The sequence below is a fragment of the Flavobacterium sp. Sd200 genome (assembly GCF_009826935.1).
Classification (GTDB): domain Bacteria; phylum Bacteroidota; class Bacteroidia; order Flavobacteriales; family Flavobacteriaceae; genus Flavobacterium.
The window spans coordinates 187351-214221 of sequence record NZ_WUMN01000006.1; the positions used below are offsets into that span (position 1 = coordinate 187351).

Consider the following 26871-nt stretch of genomic DNA (forward strand, 5'->3'; position numbering starts at 1 on the left):
AATATGTAACCTTAATTTTTAATAAGCTTTTGGGTTTGGGTTTCGCCGGTTTCTGTTAAAACCGTAACGCTGTAAATACCCTGAGTGTAGCTTCCTGCATCTATAGTATATGAAGTTGCTTTACCCCTTACGTCTCCGTTATACATTACCCTGCCATCTAACGATGTTACAGTAATGTGTTTTATGTTTACAGTAGATTGTATTGTAAAAACGCTTGTTGCAGGGTTTGGTGAAATAGAGAAGAGGTTTGTTTCAAGATTCTTTTCTTTTCTAATTTCATCATTTGTTAAAGTTGTTCTCATCTCAATAAGAGGAGCATCACAACCCTCAATATACCCCCTGAATTTTGAACCGTTTGCAGAATGAAAGCCTGGTTTTAATACAACAGTTTCTCCCGCATGATAATAACCAACAGCATTGGATACAATTGTGTTTGATGCGGTAATACTATATTCAGCCTGTCTGTTGTCCTGAGTAGTGCTCACATCATCTGTTGGCGATGTTAGCACCAAATTGGTAGTACACGAACAAATAAAATTAGTAAGTGTATTTATTTGTGTTGACGAGAGATTAAATCCCGTTATTAGTTTCCTACCAAGGGTAGTAGCCGCATCAGGATCATTTGGATAAGATTCTACTGTACCTGTATAAGGGCCATTTGCACTTGCAATCCCTGCTGCTGCTTGGATTTGTTCCGCCTGTAATGAAACAATTGGCAAAGGTTCTAAAACAACTACAAATTTCGATAAATGACTGTTCTTTAGACTTGTATAAGCAGAGAACCTATTGGGGTTATTGGTGTTTGCAGTATTGTCTAACAAATCATTATTTCTTGGAGAATTGGTAAATAAAAAAACCGTCAAAGCATTTCCTGGCGTCCTGCTCAGCGTATAGCTACCCTGAATTGTTCCATCAGGCGGAGTAGTTCCATTTAGAGCTGATGATATTAAATTGACAGACTCCCAAACACTTCCACCACTGCCATAATATCTTCTTGTAAAAGAGAAAGAAGAACTCGTGAAATTTGATTCAATATAGATTCCCGGACCAGTTCCTATTCCATTAAATTGAGCTACAGTAACTTTATTTAAAGGATTGCAGCCAAGCACTTCTGTCATAATTGCCTGAACAGAATTATATATATTATTATATTGTGAACCGGGAAGCCCGATAGTTCCTACAGGGGTTGAACCAGTACCGCTTGAAATTGAATTTGTATTATCAATCAAAAATATCACATCTGTTCCCTGACCATAAACTTTTATGCTTAATAGCACAAAAAGCCACATATATAAAAATACGTTTTTCATAATTTTAAAATTTAAGTTAAACGTATAATTACTTTTTGCCCATTAAAGTTTCAACGGCTGCTTTAAGTTGATCTATTTCTTTTTGCTGTTGTTCCAGTTGAGCTTTTTGGCTCTCTATTTGCTTATTTTGTTCTATAGCATACAGGGTAAGCTCTTCAATTTTTTCCTGGTGAATTTTAGCCATGTTACCCACTTCTATACCATCAGCTTCTACACTACTTGCCGATGGCACATTTGGTAAATGCCCGTTCGTGTTTATATATTGCTCGACTTCTGTAAGGGTTGGCAGTTTATAATCTTTAGCAAAAACATAGTCGGCCCAGCCTGTAGCTAAATGAACCCTTACCTCTTCGGTAAGTATGCCGCCTTTCACAAATAATTTGTATGCAGAAACATTTACGGTACCTGCTGTAGTAGGGAAGCTTGTAACACCTCCAATGCCTACTTTACCATTAAGTTTTAAAAGATCATTTGCGAAATCACCCCAAATCAGTGGTGTTGATGAAAAACTATTTTCTATATATAGTTTATTATTTGTATTTTCTTCTAAAGCCCCTGCATACATACCTAAAAAGATATTTCCCGATCCATTATTTAATTCGCCGGCGTTGTTACCTATGAATACATTGTCGTTTCCACTTTGATTATTTGCTCCTGCAGCTACTCCAATAAATACATTTTGTTGTCCAGTAATGTTACTTTGTCCCGACCCATTTCCGGTAAATGTATTAGAATGTCCTGTTGTATTTATAATTCCTGCTCCTAAGCCATTAAAGGTATTAGAATATCCAGTTGTATTTGAAAATCCTGCTGATGTACCAACGAAAGAATTGCCATCCCCAATGGTATTAGAAGCTCCAGCCTGATGACCTATAAATGTGTTCCCTCCTGATGGTACTATACTCGCTTTTCCAGTTTGATAACCAAAAAATACACTTTGCTGACCAGCTGTTCCCGCTTCTAATCCTCTGCTTGTTAATGTAGATGTTGCAACGTTAGTTTGTCCATTTACCTGCATTGCACCGATTAGCAGGAGACCTGCTACTAAAAATTTTGTCGTTTTCATAAAAAAATTGATTAAATTGTATTTTTTGTAAGTTAACTTTTATTTACAAGAAAAAGCTTGCCAAAAAAGTTAATTTTACAACGCTAAAACATCAATTTTGTTATTTCATGAAAAAGTTACTCCTTCTTTGCTCTTCACTTTCTTTAGCGGCAACAATATATTTTAATATGCCTGTTACAATAAACACTATTGAAGAAACTGCTACCCTCAACACGTTTTTAAATGAATGGCATGAAGCCGCCGCTAAGGTGGACTATCAGGGGTATTTTGACAAAATTGCTAATGATGGGCATTATATGGGCACTGATGCGGCAGAGAATTGGGATAAGGCCGCATTTGAAGTTTTTTCAAAGCCGTATTTTGATAAAGGCAAGGCTTGGAATTTTAAAACACTGGAACGGCACATTTATTTTAGTAAAGACGGCAAAACGGCATGGTTCGACGAGTTGCTCGACACCCAAATGAAAATATGCCGCGGTAGCGGAGTACTCCAAAAAGAAGGTAAAGAATGGAAAATTAAACACTATGTCCTTTCAATGACAGTGCCTAACGAGGTTGTAAAACAGGTTGTGCCCATCAAATCACAAAAAGAAGAGGTGCTCATCGAAAAACTACGCGTAAAATAGCATAAAAACATAAATGACACGGATGAAGAAATTATCTTTATCCGTGTCATTTTCGTTGAGTATAATTTAGCCTGAAAACCGCGACTGTGCCTGAAAACTATTTAAGGTGCTCCAGCATATCTTTAGTCATAGTGTCGAGATCAAACTCATGTTTCCAGCCCCAGTCGGTGCGGGCGTTAGAGTCGTCTATACTTTGCGGCCAGCTGTCTGCAATTTTCTGACGGAAATCGGGTGCATAGTCAATAGTAAAATCAGGCATTTCTTTTTGTATTGATGCAGTGATCTCTATTGGTGTAAAATCTATTGCCGAAAGGTTATATGCCGAACGTATTTTTATATTCTCTGCCGGGGCCTGCATAATTTCTACAGTGGCACGTATGGCATCGTCCATATACATCATGGGCAGGCGGGTATCTTCGCTCAAAAAGCAGGTATATTTTCCATCGCTCAGTGCTTTGTGGTAAATATCCACAGCATAATCAGTAGTGCCGCCACCCGGGGGTGTGCTCCAGCTTATCAGACCCGGATAGCGCAGGCTGCGCACGTCTACGCCATATATGTTATGGTAGTATTCGCACCAGCGCTCGCCGCTTTGTTTAGATATGCCATACACGGTGCTGGGCTCCATAACCGTATATTGAGGTGTATTTTGCTTAGGTGTTGTAGGGCCAAAAACAGCTATACTGCTGGGCCAGAATATTTTTTTTATTTTATCTGCTTTGGCAAGGTTCAGTACATGAAAAAGAGAGTTCATGTTGAGGTCCCACGCAAAGGCTGGATTTTTTTCGGCAGTGGCCGAAAGCAAAGCCGCCATTAAATATACCTCTTCTATGCCATGTTTTTCTATTACATGCTCTACCTGATTATAATCGAGCGCATTTACTACCTCAAACGGACCCGAGTTTACAAACTCAGGATCGCCTTTTCTAACGTCTCCGGCAATAACATTGTTGGTGCCATAAATGCTTCGCAGTTTTTTGGTAAGCTCGGTGCCTATCTGTCCGCAGGCTCCAATAATAAAAATTTTAGGCATAGTAGTGGTTGTGTGTGTTTTAATGCTGCAAATATAATGGATTATAATTGTCAAATTCATTTATTTTCAATGCTATTATAACACTACATTGAAAGATTGTGACGAAAAATCGCCTAAACAAAATAATTGTATAATTTGCTGGCTGTTTAAACCGATCCCAGCCTCCTTATTTCATCAGATGCAATTATGCCTTTGTCATACTTGTTGTTGGCGAGCCATACCATGGCTTTGGCAATTGTTTTGGCATGTATGCTTTTATATTTTGCCGCTCCGCCCCAAAGTAATGGATTGAGCAGTTTCATGAAACCTATGGCAAGCTTCTCTGCAATGCGCTTATCTTTCCTGTCGGCCACTATTAACGATGGTTGTAAAATATACGTGTTGGGTATATTTTGTGCCAAAACCGCTTCTTCCATTTCGCCTTTGGTACGATTGTAAAAAATACTACTGTTTTTATCTGCCCCAATGGCCGATACTACAACAAAAGTATCTATGCCATTTGCCTTTGCGAGTTTGGCGGCAGTGGCAGGTATGCCGAAATCTATTTTACGGTAAGTTTCTTCATTGGGTGTTTTGGCCTTTGTAGTTCCTATGCAGCAAAACACCTCGTTTGCAGTAAAATCAGCAGCATAATTGTCCAACTCGAACAGGTTAATAATATGCTCCTCTATTTTTGAATGGGCAATGTTCATGCTGTTTCTCGAAAACAGTTTTACTGTGCTGTAGCGGCTGTCAGCTAAGAGCAGTTGTAAAAGTTCGCTCCCCGTAGCACCGGTGGCACCCAATAGTATGGCTGTTTTTTGCATGGCTGATTTTATTTAGCCAAAAGGTACAAAGAAAACAAAAGCGCACCAATGCATCATTGCAAATTTATCATGCTGTAAGCTAAAGGTATAAAAGCAAAAAACCTCCCGCCGAACCTCGTTTTCGGCAGAAGGTATTTCTTTCGAACCCTCATTCGTGCATCATCACACGTCATTATCTTTATTGATACAAAAACTCATTTTTAGTCCAGTACCCAATCATTCTTTTAATATTATCTTCATACTCGGCATAGTGCAACGGCTTTACAAAATAGCCTGCAACACCGTTATTATAGCAGGCTGCAACATCTTTATGGTTGTTAGAGGTTGTAAGCACTACAGTAGGGATATATTTAAGATCGTTATCGTTTTTAATGATGTTTAAAAATTCCAGCCCGTTTATTTTGGGCATGTTAAGGTCGAGCACAATAATATCTGTGCTTACCTCCCTGTCTTTTAAAGCAAACAGAGCCTCTTCGCCATTACTTGCTTCAGTAATTTTATGGTTATGCCCCATACCTTTAAGCACACGGGTAAATTTCATTACCTCTATGGCATCGTCTTCAACAAGTAGTATATTTAGTAGCTGTGACATTGTAGTATGTGTTATTTTGTTGAGTCAAAAGTACAACACATATACAGGCAGCAGCTTGGGTTTTCGATTAGGAAACCCCTACATTCGTCGAACGGCAATCGAATGGGTACGAATGGTATTCATCGATTCATTTTTAAACAAAAAGCCCCGCCAGTATAAACCGGCAGGGCTGTTAATGTATGTTATTAGCCATTTTAAAGCATGTTAAGACGTTTCATGAGCTCGGGCCTGTTGGCGCGGCTAACAGGTATTACATCTTTGCCTATAAGCACGCTGTTATCTTCTATATCTACAATCTTTTTGGTGTTGATAATGTAGGTGCGGTGCACTTTTAAAAACAGCGACGCAGGCAGTTTTTCCTCTATCTTTTTCAGGGTAGAGTGCACTATGTAGTTTTTCTGTTCGGTTTTTATATGAATGTAGTCTCCTTTGGCTTCTACCACATTTACCGATGCTATGTCTATTTTAATGAGCCTACGGTCTATGTTTACATAAAACTCTGTAGCGGTATCCTGCGGCTTGGCAGTTTCGGCCTCTGTCTGTACAGGGGAATGAACCGGAACAGCCGCCGGGACTGCAACGTCTAAAGAGCGGTGTGCCTTGGCCTTACGCACTGCGCGTAAAAAACGTTCTTCGGTAATAGGTTTAACTATATAGTCTACAATACAATCATACTCAAAAGCATCGGTAGCAAAGTTTTTATCAGATGTTATCAGTATAACCGCCGGAGGGTTTTTAATGGTTTGTATAAAATCGAACCCTGTAAAATCGGGCATGTGTATATCTAGAAAAATAAGGTCTACCGGGCTGTCCTGGTTTAAAAATTTAATGGCCGAAATGGCATTGCTAAATTCCTGAGCCAGTACAAGCTCGCTGTCTTTAGATATCATTTGGGCTATAATTGCCCTTGCCATTGCCTCGTCGTCTATAATAATACAGTTCATAATGCCGGTTTGTGTTTTATAAAGATGCTGCAAAGTTTTGCATAGCCTGTAAAAGCCCATCAAACTCTTCTGCCTGTTGGGTATTGTTTTCTTTTAAGCTATTTTCAAATGATTCAGCAAGGTAATAACTTTTTTCCATTCCCATAACACTAATTTTATGCTTTAGCTTGTGCACGTTGTTAGCTGCGGCTAAGTAGTTTTGAGAGGCAAGGTTACTTTTGTATTCTGCTATTTCTGCCGGAAGTTCGTTTTTTATAACAGCAATAAGCTTTGCACGGAAAGCATCATCGTCTCCGGCAAGGTCATTTATATAGTTTAAGTTAGGCTGTTCCATATGGGGTGTAAAAGTAAAATTTTTTGCACCAAATATAGTAAACCTATGGTATGAAAGTTATCGGTTATTTTGGTAATTGGACGTAAAAAGTTGTGCCCGTACCTTTTTCGCTTTCTATCCAGATCTTTCCTTTGTAATTGTCTATGATCTTTTTAACTATAGAAAGCCCCAAACCTGTAGCTTTTTCATTCTTGGCAAGCGACTGGAATATTTTAAAAACTTTTTCGTGGTTTTCTTTGGCAATACCCATACCGTTGTCTTTTACATAAAAAACAAAGCATTTTTTCTCTTCTTTACATCCTACTTCTACATAGCCCTGTGGCTTATCTATGTAGTTTACAGCATTGCTGATGAGGTTTTGAAACAATTGCTGTGTCCTGAAACGGTCTGCGCGTATAACCGGCAACTGCCCTGTTACGCTTACCTGAATATGCGACGGTATGTGTATAATGTTGATAATGTTTGCAATGATCTCATGCGTATCAACATTTTCTTTAGCAATGTCGGTTTTGTCTATTTTAGAATAGGTAAGCACACCCTGTATAAGGTGTTCCATTTTTTCGAGCTTGTTGTCTATCATAGCAAAATACTGGATAGAGGTTTCTGCCAGCCTGCCCTCGTTCTCCTCCTTTATCCAGGCCATGAGCGAGTTGATGCTTCGCAACGGCGATTTAAGGTCGTGCGATACTATTTGGGCATAGTCTTCAAGCTCTTTATTGCTCTTTTCAAGGCTCTCTAGAAGCTCCTGTTTTTGGCGTTCTAACTGTTTCCTGTTAGTAATGTTCTCTATAATGGCAAAAAAGCGGCTGTAGTCTCCGTTGCTGTCATATAAAGCCTGTCCCTGTATGTTTACCCAGTATTTTTTTCCTGCTTTGTTATAGTGTATCAGTTCGCAGCTGTAAGGTTCGCCTTTACTAACCTGGTCAGATACATATTGAAGGGTTTCCTTGCTGGTTTCGGGTCCATGCAGCAATGCCACCGGATCCTGGCCTATAAGCTCTGCATTGCTGTAGCCGCTTAAGGCATTAAAGCTTGGGTTTACCCACTCGATCTTACCTTCTTTATCGCAAATAAGCACGGCATTCATGTTTTTTTGCGCAATTAAAGAAAGTAGTTTGAGTTGTTCTTCCTGTTCTTTTTCTTCAGTTTTGTCCTGTACCATGGCAAAGTACTGTGTAACATTGCCCTCCTGGTCATATATGGGTTGCCCCTGTGTGCGTGTCCAAAAATAGCCACCGTCTTTAGTGCCGTGTGCTATTTCCACATCAAACGATTCGCCTCTGTAAAAATGTCCAACCATTTCATTTAGCGCATCATCATCAGTAAGTGCCGTGCGGCCTATTTCTACCGGGGTTTTGCCAATAATTTCCTGTTTGCTAAAGCCTGTCAGTTTTACATAAGCATCATTACACCAAAATATCTCTGCATTAGGATGTGTAAAAACTATGGCATTATCATTAGCACTTGCTACCAGCGAAAGGCGGTTAAGCTCTTCTCTGTCGCGTTTTAATTCTTCTTTTTGGTCGGTATTAATTTTTAGCTGTTCTTTTAGCTCCAGTGTGGTTAGTTCCTGCTTCCTTAAAATTTGGAGGAGGTCTAGCTGAGGGTCGTAGTTGGCAAAGTCAAAAATAGTAAGATTGCGCTGTTTTACCTCTTCTACAGAAAAAAGCCATGGCGATCCGACAAACAAAAAGTTGTCACCCATGGTTTCAAATTGTCCGCGCAGCACAATATCTTCGTGATTATTGCACTGTAAAATGGTAAGCTGGTTAAGTATTTCTGATAACGAAGCAGCTGTGAAAGCATCTACAAAAGGGCGTTTTATAAAAAAATGCCCTGTAAAATTCTCTCCTGCCTGTAATGACGGATAAAATTTTGCCACACTTTTGCCCTGAGACAACACCGTTAGGTTTTGATCGAGCAAAATGTAAAAGGGAAAAACCTGGCTAAAATTGTCTTCGTTAAAAGTAAACTTAAAATCACCCATATAGCTACCAGCTTATTTTAAATATATCCTGTTGCCTGCCGTTAGTAACAGACTCTAAAAACGTAACAGTTGCCTGTGGCTCATTAAATAATTTTGTAAGCCCTATAAGGTAGCCTTTTATAAATGGCGAAATGCCCTTTGTTTGAGACACATAGTGCATATGCAGGCTGTCGTCTTCTACGTGGCTTACCTTAAACTGCGGAGCATTTAACTCCGGGTATATCATGGCGATCCTGTTATGAAAATTGGGTAAATTTACAAGATAATCTTTTAAGGTGTCTCCTCTTGAGTCTATAAAACTGTTAAACTTTGTGCTTGTGGTGTATATAACGTTCTCTCCTAATTCCTGGAGCACCACATTGGCATCAAGGTTCATTTCGTTTGCGGTTGCCTGGGCAATTTTGTAGGCAACAGTGTCGCTATAAACGTTGTCTGTAAGCGAAAAATCAATATCAACACCGCTATCCTGCTTTATAACGTCCCATTTTTCCTGGCCAAAATTTGCTAAAGCATAATCCTGTATTGCCACATTAATAATTCCGTACATTGGTAAAGGGTGTTATTTTTATTGCGATATCAACTCATTAGTACTCCAGTATTCTATAAGTTTTTTTATACGGGTAACATAGTCTTCATACTTTAGCGGCTTTATAATATAGCCGGCAATGCCCAGCCTGTAGCACTCCATTACATCTTTATGGTTGTTAGATGTTGTAAGTATTATGGCCGGTATATATTTTAGTACGTCGTCTTCTTTTAAAATGCCTAAAAATTCTATTCCGTTTATTTTTGGCATGTTAAGGTCGAGTATAATAATATCAGGAATAATCTCCCTGTCTTTTAGTACTTCTATGGCTTCTTCGCCGTTATTTGCCTCAACAATTTTATGGCTTAATTCCATAGATGCAAGAACCCTGTTGAATTTCATTACTTCAATAGCGTCGTCTTCAATCAATAATATATTAAGCGGTTTTGGCATTTACTGTATAGATATGGATGTGTTTTATATACAAAATTAGTAGGCTAATCGAGTTTTTGACTGTGTTTTTCGTTTAAGGGTATAATTACGTTCGGTAAATGACGCTTAAGTGTCGACGAATGGTTTTTTGTAGGTTAAAATCTATTAAGTGTCGGTAAACGGATGTTTGTGCCATAAAATGTTTGTACAGTATTTGCGTTTAATAATCAGTAAGTTGATAAAAATACTGCTGTAATCAAATAGTATTTGGTAAGTTTTAACATACAATTGCAGTTTGTCGATACTAAATAGCAATTGGTCTATCAAAACAATGCAGTTGGCTAAAAATGCTAAATAGTGTTTTGTTACTGTCCTATATTTGCAGCATAATAACACTACGGTTGTTGTTTATATAATTTTATAACTATTTTAAAATATACACATTTACTACTGCTATTTTGGCATCGATTTTTCCCTTTTTTGGTCCCCTCCAAAATATACTGCTAACTCAAATTTAAATGCCATACAAAACCTGCCCAACCCCTAAGGCAGGTTTTTTATTAGAAGTCGAATTTTAACTGTACTGCAATAGTTTTGCGTTCGCCGGCCTCATTGTTTAGGTTAGATAACGATATTCCCAGCAGCCGCACAGAGTCTTTTGGTTTTTCCTGATACAGCAGTTCTTTTGCAGTTTCCAGCATCAAACTCCTGTCTGATATAAAATAAGGGAGGGTTTTGCTTCGGGTTTGAATGCTAAAGTCAGAATATTTTATTTTTAGGGTTACTGTTTTGCCTGCAATTTTTTTCTTTTCCAGCCGTCTGTGAAGTTCGTTGGCAATACCTTCCAGCTTTTCGAGCATAAAAACTTCCGATACCAGGTTTTCATTAAACGTATGCTCTGTCCCTACAGATTTTACTGTTCTGTCCGACCGCACTTCGCTGTTGTGTATGCCCCGCACCACATAATAGTAAAAAGCACCTGCTTTGCCAAAATGCTCTGTTAGATATTCTATTGTTTTTTGTTTTAGGTCTTTTCCGGTAAAAATTCCCAACTGATACATGCGCTCAGTAGTAACCTTGCCAACACCATAAAATTTGCCGATGGCAAGATCTTCAAGAAATGGAAGTACTTCGTCAGGGTTTACCGTTTTTTGCCCATTAGGTTTGTTGTAATCACTGGCAACCTTGGCAATAAATTTGTTTATTGATATTCCTGCTGATGCCGTTAGCCCAGTTTCCTCTAATATGCGCTGCCTTATCTCTGAAGCAACAAGTGTGGCACTCGGGTTCCCTTTTTTGTTGTGTGTAACATCAAGATAAGCCTCGTCTAAAGACAGGGGTTCTACCTTATCGGTATATTCATAGAAAATCTCGCGGATTTTACGGGATATCTCAGTGTAACGGTCAAACCTAGGGCGCACAAAAATAAGCTCGGGGCAACGTTTTTTTGCAAGGTATCCGCTCATGGCACTGCGAACACCAAATTTGCGTGCCTCATAGCTTGCTGCTGCCACTACACCACGTGTTTCGCCACCACCCACGGCAAGAGCTTTGCCCCGCAATGCAGGGTTGTCCAGCTGCTCTACAGAGGCATAAAATGCATCCATATCTACATGAATTATTTTGCGCAGTGCCGGTTGTTCCATACTGTAAAATTAGCGCATTTTGGTTTTATAAATGCTGTTGTTTTAAAGAGCATTACTATTGTTACACTATTTTAAGACATCATCAAACTAAAACGTTTTAGTTAAAACATGCTGTTATTTTGTGCATTACAATCCCGTGCCTATATATTTGCAACAATCAAAATAGTATCTATGCGCACCAAAGCCTTTATTTTCGTCGTTTTTTTCATTTCATGTTGCTTAAACGGGCATGCCCAAAGCGGCAGTTTACTGTGGTATGACGGTACAGCACCCATTACATATTCGGCACCAAAAAGTATAGAGCCTGTGGTTAAAACAGCTTTGGGTATGTTTGCAGAAGACATGCAAATGGTTACAGGGAAGCTGCCACAACAGGTAACTGAAAATAAAGCGGGCATCCGCATTTTGCAATACGATAAAAAGCTCGCCAAAGAGCTTGCAAAACTTGGCGCTCCTGTAGACAGCCTTGCCATAAAGCCCGATGCCTTTTTTATAAAAGCAACCGGAAAACAAATACTGGTAGTGGGCAGCAATGCAAGAGGCACTGCCTATGGTATTTTAGAACTTTCGCGCATGGCAGGTGTTTCGCCATGGGTGTGGTGGGGCGACAGCACACCGCAAAAACAAAACAAACTAACCATTCCTGCTAATTTTACTACGTTTCAGGCACCGTCTGTAGAGTATCGCGGAATTTTCCTTAACGACGAAGACTGGTCTTTGCAGCCCTGGAGCTGGAAACATTTTGACCCTCAGCCAAAAGACGGACTTATATCTGCCAAAGCTTATAAAGAGGTGTTTAAGTTGCTTATGCGTTTAAGGGCAAATGCAATATGGCCGGCTATGCATGGCGTTACGGTTGCTTTTTATAAAGTGCCGGGGGCTAAAGAAGCTGCGGACGAGTGCGGAATTGTTATTGGCACCTCGCATTGCGAGCCATTAATGCGTAATAACGTAGGCGAATGGGACGAAAATGTGCGCGGGCATTTTAATTTTATTGATAATCATGATAATGTAATCGATTACTGGACCGAGCGGTTAAAACAAGTACACAACCTGCAAAACATTTATACCATTGGCATGCGCGGCATACACGACGGTTCTATGGAGGGGGTTAAAACCATGGAAGAAAAAACCACGGCCCTTCAAAAGGTTATTTATGAGCAGCGCGAACTTTTAGGCAAGTATGTAAATAAGGATGTTACTAAAATTCCGCAGCAGTTTGTGCCCTATAAAGAAGTTCTTGAGATTTATGAGAATGGCCTTGATGTGCCGGAGGATATTACACTTACATGGTGCGACGATAACTATGGCTACCTTACCCGCCTTAGCAATACTGAACAACAAAAGCGCAGCGGTGGGGCAGGGGTGTACTACCACCTGAGCTACTGGGGACGTCCTCATGATTATTTGTGGCTTACAGCCACACAGCCGGGATTAATTTATAACGAAATGCGCGAAGCATACAACCATAACGCAAAACGTCTGTGGATTGTTAATGTGCACGATATTAAGCCTGCGATTTATCATTTAGAGTTCTTTTTAGACCTTGCGTGGAATATAAACTCAATAGCCCCGTCAACCGTTAGTGCGCACAGGGAAAACTGGCTAAAACGCGAGTTTGGCACAAACGCAGCAAAAAAACTGTATCCTGCCATGCTTGAATTTGACAGGCTTGCCGGAATTAGGAGGCCTGAGTTTATGGGATGGAGCAAGGTAGAGGAAGACAAGGCAAAATATAAGCGTGGATGGACTCCTGTTGTAGACACCGATTTCAGCCTTACAGAATTTGGAGGTGAGTTAGATCGTTACCTGTCTGATTATGATAAGATAAAATCTGTGGTGGCAACCGTTGAGAAAGATATACCTGCTGAACGTAAGGATGCTTTTTTTGCAGCTATAAAATATCCCGTTTTTGGGGCAGCAGCTATGGCAACAAAACAGCTTGAGGCACAAAGGGCACGTTCTATTGCAGCAGCAACTCCAAAGACGCAGTGGAACAGTAATGCGCAATTAGTATCGGCAGCGGCAAAAAGCACCAATGCCTACAATGAAATACAGCAGCTAACCGATTATTACAACAACACACTGGCCGGAGGCAAATGGAAATATTCTATGAATGCCAATCCGCGCGATTTGCCTGTTTTTGAAAAGCCAACTTTGCCGGAACTTTCTGTGCCATTGGTTAGCACTGATGCAAAAGCTCCGGAGGCGGTACCTTATAATCTTAAAGGGGTAATTGCAAAAAATGCCAGCCAGTACACTAAGGCTACTAAAGGGGCACAGGCCATACAGTCGTTAGGGCATAGCATGAAAGCCGTTGCGTTACCGAAAGACGGCTCGCTGGTATATGAATTTGATGCCGATTTTGATGGTCCTGTAGTGCTGCGAACGGCCCTTATACCTACACAACCTAACGATAAAGGAGGCGATCTTCGTTTTAGTGTACAGATAGATAATGAGACACCACAGGTATGCTCGCTTAAAGAGCCTTTTAGAAGCGAGACCTGGAAAAAGAATGTGCTGCGCGGTCAGGCTGTTAAAGAGACCAAACACAGCCTTACAAAAGGCAAACACAAGCTAACCATTACGGCATTAGACAACCACATTGTAGTAGACCAATGGATGCTGGACACGAATGCTGACAGGCAGTTTTATGTGTTTCCTGTAAGTGTAAAATAATCAGGAATTACAACAGATATGCTTACTGCAAGATTTTAAGAGCTTGCAGTAAGCAACACAGATTTGAATTTGGTTTATTTAACCTGTGGGGTTTTTAATTCCGCAGGTTTTTTTATGCTTTAAATTTACCGAAGGCTTGTATCATTATTAATATTTAATTTATATTGATTTTATTAAATTCCATTTTTGTAAAAATGTTGATAATTTAAAATGATAGAAAATTTATAAATGTTTATTGATGAGGAATTTAATATGCTTAATAGTGACTTTATTAATTGTAATCAGTAATGGCTTTATTGGACATTATTTTCCTCCGAAAGGAATTACATTTACCCCAGTTGTAATTTCAGCAACATGTGCTATAACAATATATTGCACTAATTTTAAATTGCTTTATAAAAGTGTTCTTGTATATCTATTTATTGCTTTAAATGATATTTCTATAAAATTATATTCAGGAGGAAGTCATGATAATGAAGGGCTGGGCTGGATCATATTATTCATGTTTATTGGTCTTGTGCCCGCATTTATAATGCTGCTAATAGAAATCATTACAAAAAAGAATGAAACTATATCGAGTAGGACAATTTCCGGAATTCTGTTTGTAATACTAATAAGTCTTCATCTCCATTTCTTAAAGCATTTAGGAATAGGGAAGGCCTATTAAACAAAAACCCGGCGCATTAGCACCGGGTCTATTATCTTTAGTCTAAAGTCTTAATACTTTGTACTCAATACTTAGTAGTTCTAATCATTAAGTTTAAGTACTGCCATAAACGCTTCCTGAGGTATCTCTACGTTACCTACCTGGCGCATACGTTTTTTACCTTTTTTCTGTTTTTCAAGAAGCTTACGCTTACGCGAAATATCACCACCATAACATTTTGCAGTAACGTCTTTACGTAAAGCTTTAACGGTTTCACGGCTAATTACCTTAACGCCAATTGCGGCCTGGATTGGAATATCAAATTGCTGGCGCGGGATAAGCTCTTTAAGCTTTTCGCACATCTTTTTACCAATGTTGTAGGCGTTGTCAGCGTGTATAAGTGCACTAAGTGCATCTACAGGCTGGGCGTTAAGCAGTATGTCTACCTTAACAAGGTTAGAGGTACGCATTCCAATAGGGCTATAATCGAATGAGGCATAACCTTTAGAAACGGTTTTTAAACGGTCGTAAAAGTCGAATACGATCTCTGCAAGCGGCATATCAAAGTTAAGTTCAACACGCTCTGTAGTCAGGTAAGTTTGGTTGGTAATAATACCGCGCTTTTCTATACACAGGCTCATTACCTGGCCAACAAAGTCGGCTTTGGTAATAATGGTAGCCTTAATATACGGCTCCTCTACATGGTCCAGCTTGCTTGGCTCCGGCAGGTCGCTTGGGTTATTTACAATAATAGCTTTTTCCGGTTCTTTTTTGGTGTAAGCGTAATAGGATACGTTGGGAACGGTTGTAATAACCGTCATGTCGAACTCGCGCTCTAAACGCTCCTGAATGATCTCCATGTGCAGCATACCCAGGAATCCACAACGGAAACCAAAGCCCAGTGCCGCCGAACTCTCAGCCGCAAATACAAGAGAGGCATCGTTTAGCTGCAGTTTTTCCATACTGTTGCGCAGCTCTTCATAGTCCTCTGTATCTACCGGGTAGATACCTGCAAATACCATCGGTTTAACATCTTCAAAACCGCTTACCATGTTTTGGGTAGGGTTTTTAGCATCGGTAAGCGTGTCGCCCACCTTAACCTCTTTTGCCTCTTTAATACCCGATATTAAGTACCCTACATCGCCTGCGCTAACCACCTGCTTTGGCACCTGGTTAAGCTTAAGCGTACCAATTTCATCGGCAAAATATTCGTTGCCAGTAGCCATAAATTTAATTTTCTGGCCTTTTGTTATCGTGCCGTTTATAACACGGAAGATAACCTCTATTCCCCTGAACGGGTTATAAACAGAGTCAAATATAAGTGCCTGTAGCGGTTCGGAAGGGTCTCCTTTTGGTGGTGGTATACGCTCTATAATTGCAGCAAGTATAGCTTCTACACCAAGGCCTGTTTTACCACTGGCAGGTATAATATCTTCCAGTTTGCATCCTAAAAGGTCTACAATATCATCGCTCACCTCTTCGGGGTTTGCGCTTGGAAGGTCTATTTTATTAAGTACCGGAATAATTTCAAGGTCGTTTTCCAGCGCAAGATACAGGTTGCTTATGGTTTGCGCCTGTATGCTCTGGGCTGCATCTACAATTAGCAAGGCACCTTCGCATGCCGCAATAGAACGCGATACCTCATAGCTAAAATCTACGTGGCCCGGAGTATCTATAAGGTTAAGTATATATTGCTCTCCCTTATAGGTGTATTCCATTTGTATAGCATGGCTCTTAATGGTAATGCCGCGTTCGCGCTCAAGATCCATATTGTCAAGCAACTGTGCCTGACTTTCGCGTTTGGTTACCGTTTGAGTGGCATCCAACAGTCGGTCAGCCAAAGTACTCTTACCGTGGTCGATATGCGCAATAATGCAAAAATTCCTAATGTGTTTCATCTTCTTCCTTATATCATTTTTAAGGCATTGCGCCTTTCTTGCTCACGTATATGTTACCATGTTAAAGGTACGCGATTTAATCGGCAAATATAGTTAAAGTTAGCGGGTTTCAAATAGCCTGCATATTAAATAAAAAAATCGGCACGCTATGCGTGCCGATGTATATAAAAAGAGCTTTAAAAACGATTAATAAACTATCCTTTTGCTCACTTTGCCTTTTGCAGTAAGTACTTCTATGATAAGCACCTGTTGCTGCACCTGCAGGCCTGTAATTGCTGTATTGGTAGCATTAATGTTGCTTTGTGTATAAAGCTTAGCCCCACGAATGTCATATACGTTAACGGCTGTCATTAAAGCTGTTCCGGTTTCAACATTTATAGCGTTACCCTGTTTGTAAACCAGTACGCTGTTTTTATCGAATTGCGGCACGTTTGTATCCAGTATAGAAGCGGTTTCCCATGTACTGAACTCGCCATCGCCACAAATACTGCGCACAAACAAATAAACAGACGCTTCTGAATTATAAGGAACCGCTTCTACAAATATAGCTGTTGTTGGTGTTCCGCTGCCTGTTGGAGCGGTTGACGATGTGCTTAACACATATTCATACCCCTGTGGGAAATCGCCCAAAATTGGCGGACTCCAGCGCAGGTTGGCACTTGTAGCATCTACAGGTTCTATTGACGGTGCAAACGGAGGGAAACATGTAGGTGTTGGGCCAACAATAAGTGTATAATCTTCTGCTTCGCCATTTGCTTCACCGCATGGTGCTATTACTGCGGCATTAACGGCATTGCGAATCCTCATCCTGTAGCTGCCCTCGGCAGTCCCTGCTGGTACAGATACGCTACCCAAGTTAGCAGGAGATGCTAAAAAGTTAGTGTTCAGCACTCGTTCGTTGTCTGAAAACTCATAATCGTTATTCCAATCCACCCATGCATAATACATGTTCTCTGCTCCCCTGTGTGTTGCAGTAATGGCAAATGAGCCACCTGCATAGGTTGAAACGCTGTGCGTTGCAGTATAATCAGTATATGCACTAAAACCTGTACCTGTGTTTGAAAAGTTGGTTTCGGCGCCTGTTGTGGTAATTCCTGTTATGTAGCTGTCCGGGTTAGTATTTTCCGGAATACAGTAACCAACAAAGAACTCATATGTTACCCAAACACTGTTGCCATCATTGCCGCAAACAGAACGAACGTGCAGGTAGCTGGTGGTGTTTAGTGTAATAGTAACATCAGGAATGCTAAGAGCTGTTGTATATTCTCCACTTTCAGGTGCTTCGCGAGAAGTTGTAACAGCATATTCATACCCTTCCGGAGTGCCAAGGTTAGGGACTTCCCAGCTAACTGTTACTGTGTTAGCCGATGTAACCTCACTGCTAAGCCTGCGCGGCCTGTCGCACGCTGCAGGTTCTGTAAACGACCACTCAAAAGTATAGTTACCTGCATAAGTATCATAGCCGTCCATTACCCAATATACGGTTTGTGTCTGGCCTGTAGTATTTTCCCAGGATGTGCTTCGTGCCTCATCAAAAGTTGTAGTACAAAATACTATAGTGCTGTTGTTTGGCTCGCAACCACCGTAGAACAGTGTGCTTATAAAGTCGTAGTTGGTAGAAGTAAGTTCAATGTTAAAAGTATAACCGTTAGGAACTTCCACTTTATAGAAAATATCCGGAGCATCGCCAAAGCCACAACCTGGTGTAGACTCGTTGCCTGCATTAAGTGTACTGAATGAATATGGGCTTGTAAGTGTAGCAAGGTCTACTGCTGTGCTGCATATATCGCCCGGCAGGTACCTGAACCTTTCAGAAATTACCCAGTTGCTGTAATCTCCGTCACCACAGTTTGTGCGCACGTGCAAGTAGTAGTATGTGTTGTTCTCCTCAAAAGTATAACCTGTTACAGTAGTTTCTGATGTTGCTGTTCCGGATGCAGGCGGTGTTGTGCTTGTTGTTACAGCATACTCATATCCTGTTGGGGCATTGCCGTTGCGTGGGGCGTCCCAGCTAAGTGTTGCGGTTAGCGGTGCTGTTACGGTTGCTACAGGGCTTTCAGGAGTATAGCAGGTTGGCGGAGTTGTAATGTTAACAGTATAGTCCTCATAAGATGCGCCATACCTTGAATCGCAGGTAGTAACATCATACCATGGCGATACGGCTGCTATCCTCAAACGGTGGTTGCCCAATTCTGCGTTTTCAGGAATGGTAAACAGTCCTAAAATGTTTGTTGGGTTATTTTCAAGCGGCGCGCCACTGTAAACTTCCTCGGTTTCTTCAAAAACAAGGTTGTCGTTAAAGTCGATCCATATTTTTACATTGTAAATTACAGGAGTCACCAATGAGATGCTGAATTGCTGCGTTACACCCTGACCAATGTTTGCCACCTGCGCTGAATAATCGCCATAATGGGTTTCTTCATCTCCGGTAGTATTGTTTATGCTGCCAATGGTAACGTTTGTAATACCCTCGCCATCTGTAAATTCCGGAGCAGGCACACAATAGCCGTTATACAGTTCTATAGTAACCCACTCGCTATAACCGTCGTTACCGCAATTAGTTCTTACATGCAGATAGTTTAAAGCATTTAGCGTAACTGCAACATTGTTAACAGAAGTTTGGGTAGTTTCGGTTCCGCTTTCAGGCGCATCAGGCGTAGTCGTTACAGCATATTCGTATCCTGCAGGCGTACCGCCAAGTTGTGGAGCTGTCCATGATAAAGAGGCAAGTCCTGCGCTTTCTGTAGCCGCCTCGAAACCATCGGGTGTATAACAGCCTGGAGGCGTAGTAACGTTTACAGTGTAATCTTCATAAACGCCATATTCGTCAAAATCACAAGGCACAGCATTGCCATAGTTTGTAGGGTTTGCACCTATTCTTAGACGGTGGTTGCCTAATGGTGCTGTTAATGGCACGCTAAGGTACCCTCTCAGTACAGCCGTTACATCTGCAATGCTGGTACCTGTAAACACCTGTTCGTTCTCATCGTTAAAATCAAGGTCATCATTCCAGTCTACCCATATGCCTGTATTATAAGGTAGTCCGCTTGTGTTAAACGTAATGCTGAATTGTTTGTTAACACCTTGGCCAATGTTTACTACCTGTGCAGAATAATCGGCATAGTTACCTTCCTCAGCTTCGGTAGTATTGTTAATTGTACCTATTGTAAAGTTGATGATGCCGTTGCCATCTACACCACGTGGTGTAGAAATACAGTAACCATTATAATAAGGCTCTGTAAACCACTCGCTGTAATCTCCATTACCACAGTTTGTCCTTACGTGTATGTAGTTTGTGGTGTTTGCTGTAACTGCTACACCCGTTATGATCGTTTCGTTTTCTACAGTTCCGCTTGCCGGTGGTGTTGGCGTTGTTGTAATGGCATATTCATATCCTGCCGGAGCTGTACCAAGCCTTGAAGGGTCCCAGCTTATATCGGCAATGCCCGCAGTAACGGTTGTTGCCAGTATGCTAACCGGAGCAAAACAGGTTGGTGCATCGACAACGTTAAGCGTATAATCTTCATAAGCACCAAGGTCCTGTCCGCATGGAGAGAATGTCTGGCCTATAAATACAAGAGCCCCGCCAACTCTCATGCGGTGTGTACCCAAAGCTGCATTGGCAGGAACGGAAAAACTTCCTCTAAGGGTTTCTACAGCACGTCCTTCAGATCTTGAAAGATATACCTGCTCGCCATCGTCGTCAAAATCAAGGTCGTTATTCCAGTCTATCCATATAGATGTTTGGTATGAACTGCCTGTAGACAGCGTAATGCTGAATTGCTGCGTTGCGCCCTGGCCTACACTAACCTGCTGGGTGGTAAAATCGCCATAGTTGTTTTCTTCGGCACTTGTTTCGTTGTTAATAGAGCCTATAGTAACGTTTGTAATGCCTGTGCCGTTAAGCAATGGAGGCTGTGGAATGCAGTAACCATTGTAATAAGTTCCGGCAGACCATTCGCTGTAGTTGCCGTTACCACAGTTAGATCTAACAAAAATATAACCGGGAGCATTGGTTGGCACTTCAATATCGGTAACAGATGTTCCGGTAACAGCGGTGCCTGATGCCGGCGGCGTACTGGAACTTGTAACCGCATATTCGTAGCCCGATGGCGTACCTGCCAAAGGAGCTGCCCAACGCACGTTTACCGTTCCGGATGCTGCATTGTCTACAATTGGTGTTCCTGGTATTAAACAAGTAGGAGGTGTTGTTACATTAACGGTATAATCTTCATAAGCTGCAGAATCGAATTCGCCCGGACAAGGCTGCACTATCCCGGCCCATTGCACTAAAGCACCTACCCTCATGCGGTGGTTGCCAAGAGTTGCCCCAGCAGGAACCGTGAAGTTGCCGCTAACTACATCTGAAGGCACATCCCCCGAAATACTTGTAAAAACTTGTTCACTGTTCTCAAAAACAAAGTTGTTGTTCCAGTCAATCCAAACCTTTACACTATAAGCTATCGTGGTTTCGAGGCGTATACTTACATTATAAGTGGCACCTCGGCCAATGTTTACTACCTGATCGGTATAATCGCCATAATTATCCCTTTCTATTCCGGTGTTGTTGTTAATACTGCCAATGGTTACATTGGTAATTCCCTGACCGTCTACATAGGTTGTGGCGGCATTACAATAATCTTCCTGTGCAAAACCTGCGGCAGAGCCGAGGACAAGGAAAAGCGTTGCGAAAAAATTGCCCCGTGACCGATGTAAACATCCATTTGCCGCGTGCAATAATTGTGAGTACGTTTTTGTCATTTAAAAGTGTTTATTGTTGTGTTCTTAAAAATACAAATTATAGCTACGGTTGTTTATAACCCTTATTTAATTAATAAATACAAAACAGTACACTTAAAAACCGACTTTATTGATATTGTAAATCGCCTAAAAACGTTTTTAGAATAAGATATTGTCATTTTTTTAAGAATTATGGAACAATTCGATTTTATGAATTTTTATCAAAAAACATGGTAAAAACGCGAGTTGTAGTAGGATTAGTTGTTTTTAATATTAAAAAAATATGATTTTTATTTAAAATTTATATAACATTCCTTATGGTGTTTATAGTTATATATAACAAAAAGCCCCATGCAACGCATGGAGCTTTTAGAGAACACATCACAAATATTTAAAAAACTATTTTTTTACTTATTTTGCCTTTGGCAGTGTTTATCTCTACAATAATAACCTGCTGCTGTACCTGCAGGCCTGCTATAGCAGCCTCGGTAGCATTAATGTTATTCTGGGTATAGATTTTACTGCCGCGAACATCATAAATTGTAACGCCTGTCATTAACGTTGTGCCTGTTGCAATGTTTATAGTGTTACCATCTTTATAAACCAGTACACTGTTTTTATCCAGTTGCGGAACGTCGGTATCCAGTATAGCGGTGCTTTCCCAATCGCTGTATTCACCCTCGCCACAAACGCTGCGCACAAAAAGGTAGGCAGATACAGCAGGATTGTAAGGAGCAGCCTCTATAAATATAGCCGTTGTTGGAGTTCCGCTGCCTGTTGGAGCAGTTGCCGATGTGCTTAACACATATTCATAACCCTGAGGGAAATCGCCTAATATTGGCGGGCTCCAGCGCAGGTTGGCACTTGTAGCATCTACAGGCTCTATAGACGGTGCAAATGGAGGGAAACATGTTGGTGCCGGGCCAACAATAAGTGTATAATCTTCTGCTTCTCCCGATACTGCGTCACACACTGGTATAGGCGATCCTGTCAGTGCATTACGTATCCTCATCCTGTACGTACCTTCAGGAGTACCCAGAGGCACAGCGATGTTTCCAAGGTTTGCTGGCGATGCCAGGAACGGAAGGCTTGCAACCCTTTCTCCGGCATCAGAGAAATCGAAGTTATTGTTCCAGTCTATCCATACACTGTATAGGTATTCTCCTGTAGAGTGTGTAGCTGTAATGGCAAACGAACCTCCTGCATAAGTAGTTACATAGAACTCGTTTGTATAGTCAGTATAAGATCCTCCACCAGTACCTGTATTGCTAAAGTTAACCTGGGCACCTGTAGTAGTAATACCGCTTATGTAATTTCCTGCACTGTTACTTACAGGAACACAGTAGCCGCTATAGAATGCATAGGTTACCCATTCGCTAAACTCATCATCGCCACAGGCAGAACGCACGTGCAGGTAAGAATCTGTGTTTGCAGTAAGAGCTACACCTGTTGCAGTAAATGCTGTAGTATAGGTACCACTTTCGGGCGCCGTTTGAGATGTTGTAACTGCATACTCATATCCGGCAGGTAATCCTGTATTAGGAGCTGTCCAGCTAACGTTGGCTGTTGTAAGCGATGTTTGGAACACATCTAAGTTGCGCGGAAGATCGCAGCTTGCAGGAGCAATTAAAGTCCACTCTAAAGTAAATGCACCAGAGTTAGTGCCCCATCCGTCCTGTACAAAATATACAGTTTGGGTGCTGCCTGTAAGGTTTTCCCATATCACACCTCCAATGTTGTTATCCGTACATACTAAAGACACCCTTGTGTTTTCTTCGCAGCTGCCGTAGAATATAGACTGATATGAATCGTAGGCGTTCTGCGTTTGGTTTATATCTAAAGTATAACCGTTTGGTACTTCAATTTTATAGAAAAGATCGGGCGCAGAACTGTTTGTAGCACAGGCAGGCATATAATCATTACCTGCACCTACAGTTGTAGAGCTGTATGGGCTTGTTTGTGTAGCAAGATCTATTGCGGTAGCGCAAGTATCTCCTTCAAGATACCTAAACCTTGCCGATGCTATCCATTCGCTGTAATCGCCTTCGCCACAATTAGTGCGCACAAATAATGTATAATATACATTGTTTTCTAATCCTGTGTAACCATTTACGAACGTACTGGTTACAGGTGTTCCGCTTGCAGGAGGGTTTTGCTCGGTTGTAACAGCATATTCATAGCCCTGCGGCGTGCCAAGTTGAGGTGCTGTCCAGCTTAGGTTAGCGGTACTTGCGGCCACTACAACTCCTGCCGGAGCAGTTGGCGTAGAACAAGATGGCGGTAATGTTACGTTTACAGTATAGTCTTCAAAAGCACCTGTATATATAGTGCTGCATGGTGTAGGCAGTGCATTGTAGCTTGGTGCACCACCAATTCTTAAACGGTGCTGTCCAAGTGGTGCTGTTGCAGGTACAAGGAACGTTCCTGTTAGAACACCTGTTTGCGTGTTTGGAGAAACACCGCTATACACCTCTTCGTTAGCGTCAAAAACAAGATTGTCATTCCAGTCTACCCAAATTTTAATGTTATAGGCATTGTAAGTAAACAGGCTGATGCTGAATGGCTGTGAAACACCCTGGCCAATGTTTACAATTTGTGCCGAATAATCGCCATACTGGTTTGTTTCGGCAACGGTAGTATTATTTATACTGCCAATAGTAACGTTTGTTATACCCTGTCCGTCGCCATAGTTAGTAGTTGGTATACAGATACCATTGTAAACAGAGATAACTGCCCATTCGCTAAAATCGCCATTGCCACAGTTAGTGCGAACGTGAATATAGTTAACTGTATTTGGTGTAACTGCTACACCAGTAAGCGATGTTGAGGTTGTTGCTGTACCCGATTCCGGAGCTTCCTCTGTTGTTGTAACGGCATACTCATATCCGGCAGGTGTTCCGCCAAGAGATGGTGCAGTAAAGCTAAGGCTTATAATGCCGGCTGATGTTGAAGTGCCTGCTAAGTTTGTAGGTGCATAGCATGATGGTGCAGGCGCAACATTTATAGTGTAATCTTCAAAAGAACCCATGCCAATAAAATAGCATGGTGTAGCGTTGCCCACACTGTTTGGTACTGAACCAACCCTCATGCGGTGGTTACCTACAGCTGCTGTTAACGGTACAGTTATAGTACCTGTAACTGTTGCCCTTGTAGTAGCCGGAGATACTATAGAATAAACCTCTTCGCCCTCGTCGTCAAAATCAAGGTCGTTGTTCCAGTCTACCCAAACTTTAGTACTGTAAGCATCATAAACAAAAAGGCTAATGCTCAATGGTTGGGTTACACCCTGGCCTATTGTAGCTACCTGGTCTGTATAGTTTTCATAAGCAGTAGCACCACTTGTAGTATTGTTTATAGAACCAAGTGTTACGTTAGTAATACCTGAACCACCCTGAAACGTTGGTGCCGGAGTACAATATCCGTTAAAGAATGTGGCTGTTGTCCAGGCACTGAAATCGCCATTGCCACAGTTGGTGCGCACGTGCAGGTAGTTTACAGCATTAGCAGTAACTGCAACGTTGGTAGCTGTTGTAGTAGTATTTGCTGTACCGCTTGCCGGTGGTGTTGCAGTAGAAGTAACTGCATATTCATATCCTGACGGCGTAGTACCAAATTCAGGGGCTGTCCATGTAATATTGGCTGTACCAAGGTTTACCGACTGTCCTGTTACAGCAGTTGGGGCAAAGCATGTAGGAGCAGGGGTAATATTAAGAGTATAGTCTTCATAAGTACCGTTAGCACCAGTGTAGCATGCAGTTGTAGGGCCATTGTAAGTAGATGTTGCACCTACTCTTAAACGGTACTGACCCACAGGTGTATTTAATGGAACTGTAAACGATCCTGTTAGTACAGATACGTTTAATGTATTCGATGCACCTGAATATATTTCTTCGCCTTCATCATCAAAATCAAGGTCGTTGTTCCAGTCTACCCATATTTTAGTATTGTAAACAGTATAAGTTGTAAGGCTAATGCTGAATGGCTGTGTAACTCCCTGGCCAATATTTGCAATTTGCGCAGAGTAGTTGCTATAGTTGCCCGGTTCTGCAACAGTAGTGTTGTTTATAGAGCCAATAGTAACATTTACAATACCGCTACCGTTAACGCTTGTAGGTGCCGGTATACAAACCCCGTTGTAAAAAGGAGCTGCTATCCATTCACTATAATCGCCGTTGCCACAGTTGCTCCTTACCTGCAGGTAAAAAGTAGTGTTGGTAGGAACAGTTACACCTTCTACAGATGTTTCTGTTACAGCAGTGCCACTTGCAGGTGTTGTTCTTGTAGCTGTTATGGCATATTCATATCCTGATGGGGCAGTGCCCTGTGCAGGTGCTGTCCAGCTAACGTTGGCAATGCCTGCACCTGCGTTTACCGCTGTAGGAGCTACAGGTATAAAACACGTTGGTGCTGCAGTAACATTAATAGTATAATCTTCAAAGCTCCCGCCATAGTTGTTAAAACAAGGAACTATAGGATTCCACGTAGCTACAGCACCCACCCTCATGCGGTGGTTGCCCAAAATGGCATCTGCCGGTACAGTTATAGTTCCTGTGGCAGTGGCGGTGCGTGTAGCTGCTGTTGTAGCTGCAAATACCTCTTCGTTAGCATCAAAAGTAAGGTTGTCGTTCCAGTCTACCCATACTTTAATGTTGTAGGCAGAGTTTGTTGTAAGCGTAACACTTATAGGTAGGGTAACACCCTGACCGATATTTACTGTCTGATCTTCAAAAAAGTTGTATCGGTTAGGCTCAGCACCTGTGGTGTTATCAATAGTGCCTAAAGTTACATTGGTAATACCGCTTCCGTCTACACTTAAAGGTGTTGGAATACAGATACCCGAATAGAACGAATAGGTAGCCCATTCGCTGTAACCATCTGTAGTGCCGCAATTGGTGCGCACATGAAGGTAGTTGGTTGTGTTTACAGTTACAGGAACCGCATTAACAGAAGTTACTATGGTCCTGGTGCCGCTAGTTGGCGGTGTAGCCAATGTTGTTAAGGCATACTCATAGCTTTCAACAGCACCTGTTGCAGGAACAGCCCAGCTAATATTTGCAGCTGTTGCCGATGTTAATGCCGCAGCAAGTGTTCTTGGAACATTACATGCCGGAGGGGCAACAAGGCTCCATGCAAGGGTATAGGTACCCTGATTGGCATTCCATCCATCCTGTACATAATATAAGTTTTGAGTGCTGCCTGTAGTGTTCTCCCATGTGGTCGTACCTATTTCAGGAAAATCTACACAGCCTATTGGCGTTTGAGAATCGCACGATCCGTAAAATATAGAACGGATAGAGTCATAATTACTGGCAGTTTGCCCTATTGTCAGGGTATAGCCATTTGGCACAGCAATGTAATAAAAAACATCTGCTGCTGTTCCGCCCGTGTTGCACGTTGGCGTGTTGTTGTTTGCAAAGCCCGCAGTAGTGCCGCTGTAAGGGCTTGTAAGCGTGGCAAGGTTTATGGCGGTTGCGCAGGTGTCGCCATTTTGTGCAAATGCATTGCCTGTGCCTAAAATAAGCAGGCAAAACGCCAACACAAAAGCTTCCCTGCAACAGCGCCATTTAGACCCATAGCCGGAATTGTAGTTGTAAGTTTTTTTCATT

Annotated in this window: 16 protein-coding genes; 2 read left to right on the top strand and 14 right to left on the bottom strand. The window is 41.5% G+C overall.

Going from position 1 to position 26871, the window contains the following annotated elements; genetic code table 11:
* Window positions 1-11 precede the first annotated feature (11 nt).
* Both GR160_RS15800 and GR160_RS15805 read right to left on the bottom strand, forming a co-directional pair.
* A complete protein-coding gene (locus tag GR160_RS15800) occupies window positions 12-1310 on the bottom strand; it encodes a 3-coathanger stack domain-containing protein (RefSeq protein ID WP_160750858.1) in 1299 nt (432 codons plus the stop codon).
* A gap of 28 nt (window positions 1311-1338) precedes the next feature.
* Window positions 1339-2376: a DUF3450 domain-containing protein gene (locus GR160_RS15805; protein WP_160750859.1), complete on the bottom strand. Its 1038-nt coding sequence runs from the start codon at window positions 2374-2376 to the stop codon at window positions 1339-1341.
* Between the two features lie 107 nt (window positions 2377-2483).
* Between GR160_RS15805 and GR160_RS15810 the strand changes: the two genes are divergently transcribed.
* Window positions 2484-3002 carry a nuclear transport factor 2 family protein gene (locus tag GR160_RS15810; protein ID WP_160750860.1) on the top strand — a complete coding sequence of 173 codons (519 nt, stop codon included), beginning with the start codon at window positions 2484-2486 and terminating at the stop codon, window positions 3000-3002.
* Window positions 3003-3099: 97 nt separating this feature from the next.
* Here the strand turns inward: GR160_RS15810 and GR160_RS15815 are convergent, their stop codons facing one another.
* From GR160_RS15815 to dinB, 9 genes are all read right to left on the bottom strand, one after another.
* Window positions 3100-4035 (bottom strand): L-threonine 3-dehydrogenase, encoded by a 936-nt coding sequence (locus GR160_RS15815; RefSeq protein WP_160750861.1) that lies wholly within the window; start codon window positions 4033-4035, stop codon window positions 3100-3102.
* A gap of 146 nt (window positions 4036-4181) precedes the next feature.
* Complete coding sequence (locus tag GR160_RS15820) at window positions 4182-4841, bottom strand: NAD(P)H-binding protein (protein ID WP_160750862.1); 660 nt, start codon at window positions 4839-4841, stop codon at window positions 4182-4184.
* 178 nt (window positions 4842-5019) lie between these two features.
* Window positions 5020-5433 (bottom strand): response regulator, encoded by a 414-nt coding sequence (locus GR160_RS15825; protein WP_160750863.1) that lies wholly within the window; start codon window positions 5431-5433, stop codon window positions 5020-5022.
* Window positions 5434-5627: 194 nt separating this feature from the next.
* Window positions 5628-6377 carry a LytTR family DNA-binding domain-containing protein gene (locus GR160_RS15830; RefSeq protein WP_160750864.1) on the bottom strand — a complete coding sequence of 250 codons (750 nt, stop codon included), beginning with the start codon at window positions 6375-6377 and terminating at the stop codon, window positions 5628-5630.
* A gap of 16 nt (window positions 6378-6393) precedes the next feature.
* The gene (locus tag GR160_RS15835; RefSeq protein ID WP_160750865.1) at window positions 6394-6711 is read right to left on the bottom strand and encodes an Hpt domain-containing protein; all 318 of its coding nucleotides are present in this window, start codon (window positions 6709-6711) and stop codon (window positions 6394-6396) included.
* Window positions 6712-6775: 64 nt separating this feature from the next.
* A complete protein-coding gene (locus GR160_RS15840; protein ID WP_160750866.1) occupies window positions 6776-8698 on the bottom strand; it encodes a PAS domain S-box protein in 1923 nt (640 codons plus the stop codon).
* Between the two features lie 4 nt (window positions 8699-8702).
* Complete coding sequence (locus tag GR160_RS15845; protein ID WP_160750867.1) at window positions 8703-9245, bottom strand: heme NO-binding domain-containing protein; 543 nt, start codon at window positions 9243-9245, stop codon at window positions 8703-8705.
* A gap of 18 nt (window positions 9246-9263) precedes the next feature.
* On the bottom strand, window positions 9264-9677 hold the full coding sequence (locus tag GR160_RS15850; RefSeq protein ID WP_160750868.1) for a response regulator: 414 nt from the start codon (window positions 9675-9677) through the stop codon (window positions 9264-9266).
* Window positions 9678-10216: 539 nt separating this feature from the next.
* Window positions 10217-11302: a DNA polymerase IV gene (gene dinB / locus GR160_RS15855; RefSeq protein ID WP_160750869.1), complete on the bottom strand. Its 1086-nt coding sequence runs from the start codon at window positions 11300-11302 to the stop codon at window positions 10217-10219.
* A gap of 108 nt (window positions 11303-11410) precedes the next feature.
* On the opposite strand from dinB, the gene GR160_RS15860 reads away from it, so the two are divergent.
* Window positions 11411-13981, top strand: coding sequence for a glycosyl hydrolase 115 family protein (locus GR160_RS15860; RefSeq protein WP_202390802.1), 2571 nt, complete (start codon window positions 11411-11413; stop codon window positions 13979-13981).
* A 747-nt stretch (window positions 13982-14728) separates the two neighbouring features.
* On the opposite strand, the gene lepA is transcribed toward GR160_RS15860, so the two are convergent.
* From lepA to GR160_RS15875, 3 genes are all read right to left on the bottom strand, one after another.
* Window positions 14729-16525 (bottom strand): translation elongation factor 4, encoded by a 1797-nt coding sequence (gene lepA / locus GR160_RS15865; protein ID WP_160750870.1) that lies wholly within the window; start codon window positions 16523-16525, stop codon window positions 14729-14731.
* 186 nt (window positions 16526-16711) lie between these two features.
* Complete coding sequence (locus GR160_RS15870; RefSeq protein ID WP_160750871.1) at window positions 16712-21286, bottom strand: GEVED domain-containing protein; 4575 nt, start codon at window positions 21284-21286, stop codon at window positions 16712-16714.
* Window positions 21287-21656: 370 nt separating this feature from the next.
* A complete protein-coding gene (locus GR160_RS15875) occupies window positions 21657-26870 on the bottom strand; it encodes a GEVED domain-containing protein (RefSeq protein WP_160750872.1) in 5214 nt (1737 codons plus the stop codon).
* Window position 26871: the final 1 nt, after the last annotated feature.